4 protein-coding genes are annotated in these 3,220 nt (G+C 68.8%); all 4 read right to left on the bottom strand.

Going from position 1 to position 3,220, the window contains the following annotated elements; all coding sequences use genetic code 11:
* Window positions 1-234 (bottom strand): hypothetical protein (locus AC1D01_RS26865; RefSeq protein WP_477871809.1); only part of this gene is annotated, 234 nt, incomplete at its 3' end.
* A gap of 217 nt (window positions 235-451) precedes the next feature.
* Window positions 452-1,363 (bottom strand): sugar phosphate isomerase/epimerase family protein, encoded by a 912-nt coding sequence (locus AC1D01_RS26870; RefSeq protein WP_477871811.1) that lies wholly within the window; start codon window positions 1,361-1,363, stop codon window positions 452-454.
* A gap of 10 nt (window positions 1,364-1,373) precedes the next feature.
* Entirely contained in the window at window positions 1,374-2,264 is an 891-nt protein-coding gene (locus tag AC1D01_RS26875) for a VOC family protein (RefSeq protein ID WP_477871813.1), read from the bottom strand.
* A 15-nt stretch (window positions 2,265-2,279) separates the two neighbouring features.
* Window positions 2,280-3,029, bottom strand: a complete 750-nt coding sequence (locus tag AC1D01_RS26880) for an ABC transporter ATP-binding protein (RefSeq protein ID WP_477871815.1) — start codon at window positions 3,027-3,029, stop codon at window positions 2,280-2,282.
* Window positions 3,030-3,220 lie beyond the last annotated feature (191 nt).

The following is a 3,220-nucleotide window of genomic DNA, read 5'->3' on the forward strand; positions in this document are numbered from 1 at the left end:
GTAGGTGTCCTGGTTCCACGACAKGCTCCCGTCGGCCCAGGTGTACCTGACGGTGGTGGAGCCGCTGTAGGAATTCGGCGTGAGCCACTGGCCGACCGTGCCCGGCAGCGAAGCCCCGCTGCCCGACAGGCCGACGATGGGATCGAGCTGGAACTCGGCGGAGGACTCGTGGGCCTGGACCGTGGCGGCCATGCCCGTCGAGATCAGCAAGGCGAACAATGCGGATGTCTTCATCACACTCTCCCGTGCGTGGAACGCAGTCACCGAGGCGGCCCGGATGCCCTCCTCGGGAAAACCTGCCGACCCGATTGCCGATGAAGGCAGAGAGACGTGTCAGAACTGCAAGGCTCCGGCGTCACGTTCAATGCCACGTTGTGCTTGCCGGCAGCAAGCAATCGGCATTCCTGCCGACCGTTATCTGGCGCGGCGCGGTCGTCCCGTGGGCACGGGGTCAGGGCGTTCGTGGGCGTGTCGTTCTGAGCCGAAGCGCCCCCGGCAACGGCACCGACCGCTTCAGCACTGTCTCCCCCAGCCACGCCGCCGAGCGCGCGGCGCGTGCCGCCACCATCGGCAGCGGCATCTGCTGGTAGTCGTCATTGAACACCTCGAAGCTGTAGTCGCCACGGTAGCCCAGCCGGTCCAGCCGCAGCACCATCTCGGCGGCCTGCCGGCTGTGCGCACCTTCGCCGGGGAACACGCGGAAGTGGCGCGCGGTGTCGATGCGCTCTTCGACCGAGCGGATCTCGTTCCACATGAAGTCGGCGAGCTGCACCAGGAAGATCCGCTGCGGATCGACCTCGTCCAGCGAGTCCAGCGAGGTCTGCATCGCGAACGCGTGGAACGAGTCGAGCGCCAGTCCGAGGTTGGGCATGTCGGCGCGGCAGACCACGTCCCACGCGACCGGGAACTCGTTGATCGTGCGCCCCCATGACAGCGCCTCGAACGCGATGCGGATGCCGAACGGCACCGCCATCACCGCGAGCCGGCGCAGGTCGCGCGCGATGTCGTCGAGGTCGCTGCTCGCATGCGTCGAGGTCGACGAGCACACCAGCAGCACGCGCGAGCCGACCGCCGCGCACAGCGCCATCATCGAGCGCGCGATGTCGATCTTGTACTCGCGCAGGCCGCCGGGCAGGCCCTCGAAGTCGCGCAGCACCTGGAAGCCGGTGACGCGCAGCCCGCTGTCGCGCACCGCCTGCACCGCGGCGTCGACGCCGGCCGGGTGGCCGACGAGGTCGCGTGCCGACAGCATCACCTGGGTGAAGCCCGCGGCCTTCATGGCTTGCAGCTTGTCGGGCAGGCTGCCGGCCAGCGAAATGGTGTCCATGCCGAAGTCGTCGACGTTGCCGGTGAACTGGCTCATCGTCGTCTCCTCACGGCGCGTCGCCGGGCCGGTCGTGCACCAGCTCGAAGCTCACGCTGCCGAGCTCGCTGCGCGTCAGCGCGCCGCGCGGTCCCGGTGCGGCGGCGGGCGTCTCGTTGAACAGCACGCCACGGGCACGCAATGCCGCCACGCTGGCCGGCACATCGGGTGCACCGAGGCCGATGCGGGCCAGGTACTCCGCGCCGTCGACGTCGAACGACTCGGCCTCGGGCTCGATCAGCTGCAGGTAGAAGCTGCCGCACGGGCTGCGCAGCACGTGGCCCTTGGGCAGGATGCCGAAGCGCAGCGCATCGGACAGCGGGCGAAAGCCGAACAGCTCGGCGTAGAACGCGATCCAGTCCTCGTAGCGGTCGACGCCGATGTACTGCACCGCGCCGAAGAAGTGCAGCCCGGTCAGTGCCGGCGGATGCGGGTCGACGCCGGGGATCGGCACGAAGTCCACGTCGTAGATCGAGAACTCGCGGTGGCGGTCGACGAAGTAGATGCGGCTGCTGCCCACGCCGTGGATCGCCGGGATGTTGAGCTCCATCACCGCCACCTGCGTCGGCACGGCCCAGGCGCCGCGCTCCAGCGCCTGCTGCAGCGCGCTGGCCGCATCGCGCACGCGCAGCGCGATCGCCGCGATGACCGGTGCCGGGTTCTCGCCTTGCAGCCCGGCGGTCTCCGGCGCATGCGCATTGACGATGACGTTCATGCCGCCCTGGCGGTACAGCAGCACCTCGCGCGAGCGGTGCCGGGCGACCGGGTGGAATCCCATCGATTCCAGCACCTGCCCGAGCGCCTGCGGCCGGGTGGTGGCGTACTCGATGAACTCGATGCCTTCCATGCCGAGCGGGTTGGCCGGCAGGCCGACGCCTTCGCGTTGTGCGGTGGTGTCCATCGAATCCTCCTGGTGTCAGGCGACGGCGGCGGTGGTGCCGATCGCGTGGGCGCCGCCGAGAAACAGCCGCTCGATGTGCGGATCGGCGAGCAGTTCGCTTGCCGGGCGGTGCAGCACCTGGCGGCCGGATTCGAGCGCGATCGCCTCGTCGGCCACTTTCAGGGCGCTCTTCACGTTCTGCTCGACCATCAGCACGGTGGTGCCTTGGGCGGCGAGCTCGCGCAGCAGCATGAACACGTCGGCCACGACGATCGGCGAGAGCCCGATCGATGGCTCGTCGATCAGCAGCACGCGCGGGCGCAGCAGCAGGGCGCGGGCGATCTCCAGCTGCTTCTGCTCGCCGCCGGACAGGGCAGAGGCCTGGCTGTGGAGGCGCTGCTGCACGCGGGGGAAGCGGGCCAGCACCTCGGGGATGCGCGCATGCGTGGTCTTCGTGCCGAGCGTGATGCCGCCGAGCTCGAGGTTCTGCCACACGGTGAGCTGGCCGAACAGGTTGCGGCCCTGCGGCACGAAGGCGATGCCGTGCTGGAGCAGCAGGTCCTTGGGACCGGTGCCGGTGATGTCGTTGCCATCGAGCCGGATGCGGCCCTGGCGCACTTTCAGCAGGCCGAACAGTGTCTTCAGCACCGTCGATTTGCCGGCGCCGTTGGGGCCGAGCAGCAGCGTGATCTTGCCTTTGCGGGCCTGCAGGCTGAGCTTGTTCAGGATCATGAACTCGCCGTAGCCGGCGATGACCTCGTCGAACTCGATGGCTGTCGCGTTCATATCGTTCGGTGGTCTTGGTACGGCGCGGCGCGGCGGGTGAGGGAATGGGCTGGGGGCTCATGCCGAGGCGGTCGTCGCCCCAGGGGGCGCCGACTCCACGAAGAAGCTCGGCTTCGGGGGTGCATCGCCAAACTCCCGCCACTCACTTCGTTCGTTGTGGTCAAACAGTGGCGATGAGTCAGTCTACGAAG

The sequence above is a fragment of the Rhizobacter sp. P3_B12 genome (genome assembly GCF_056402895.1).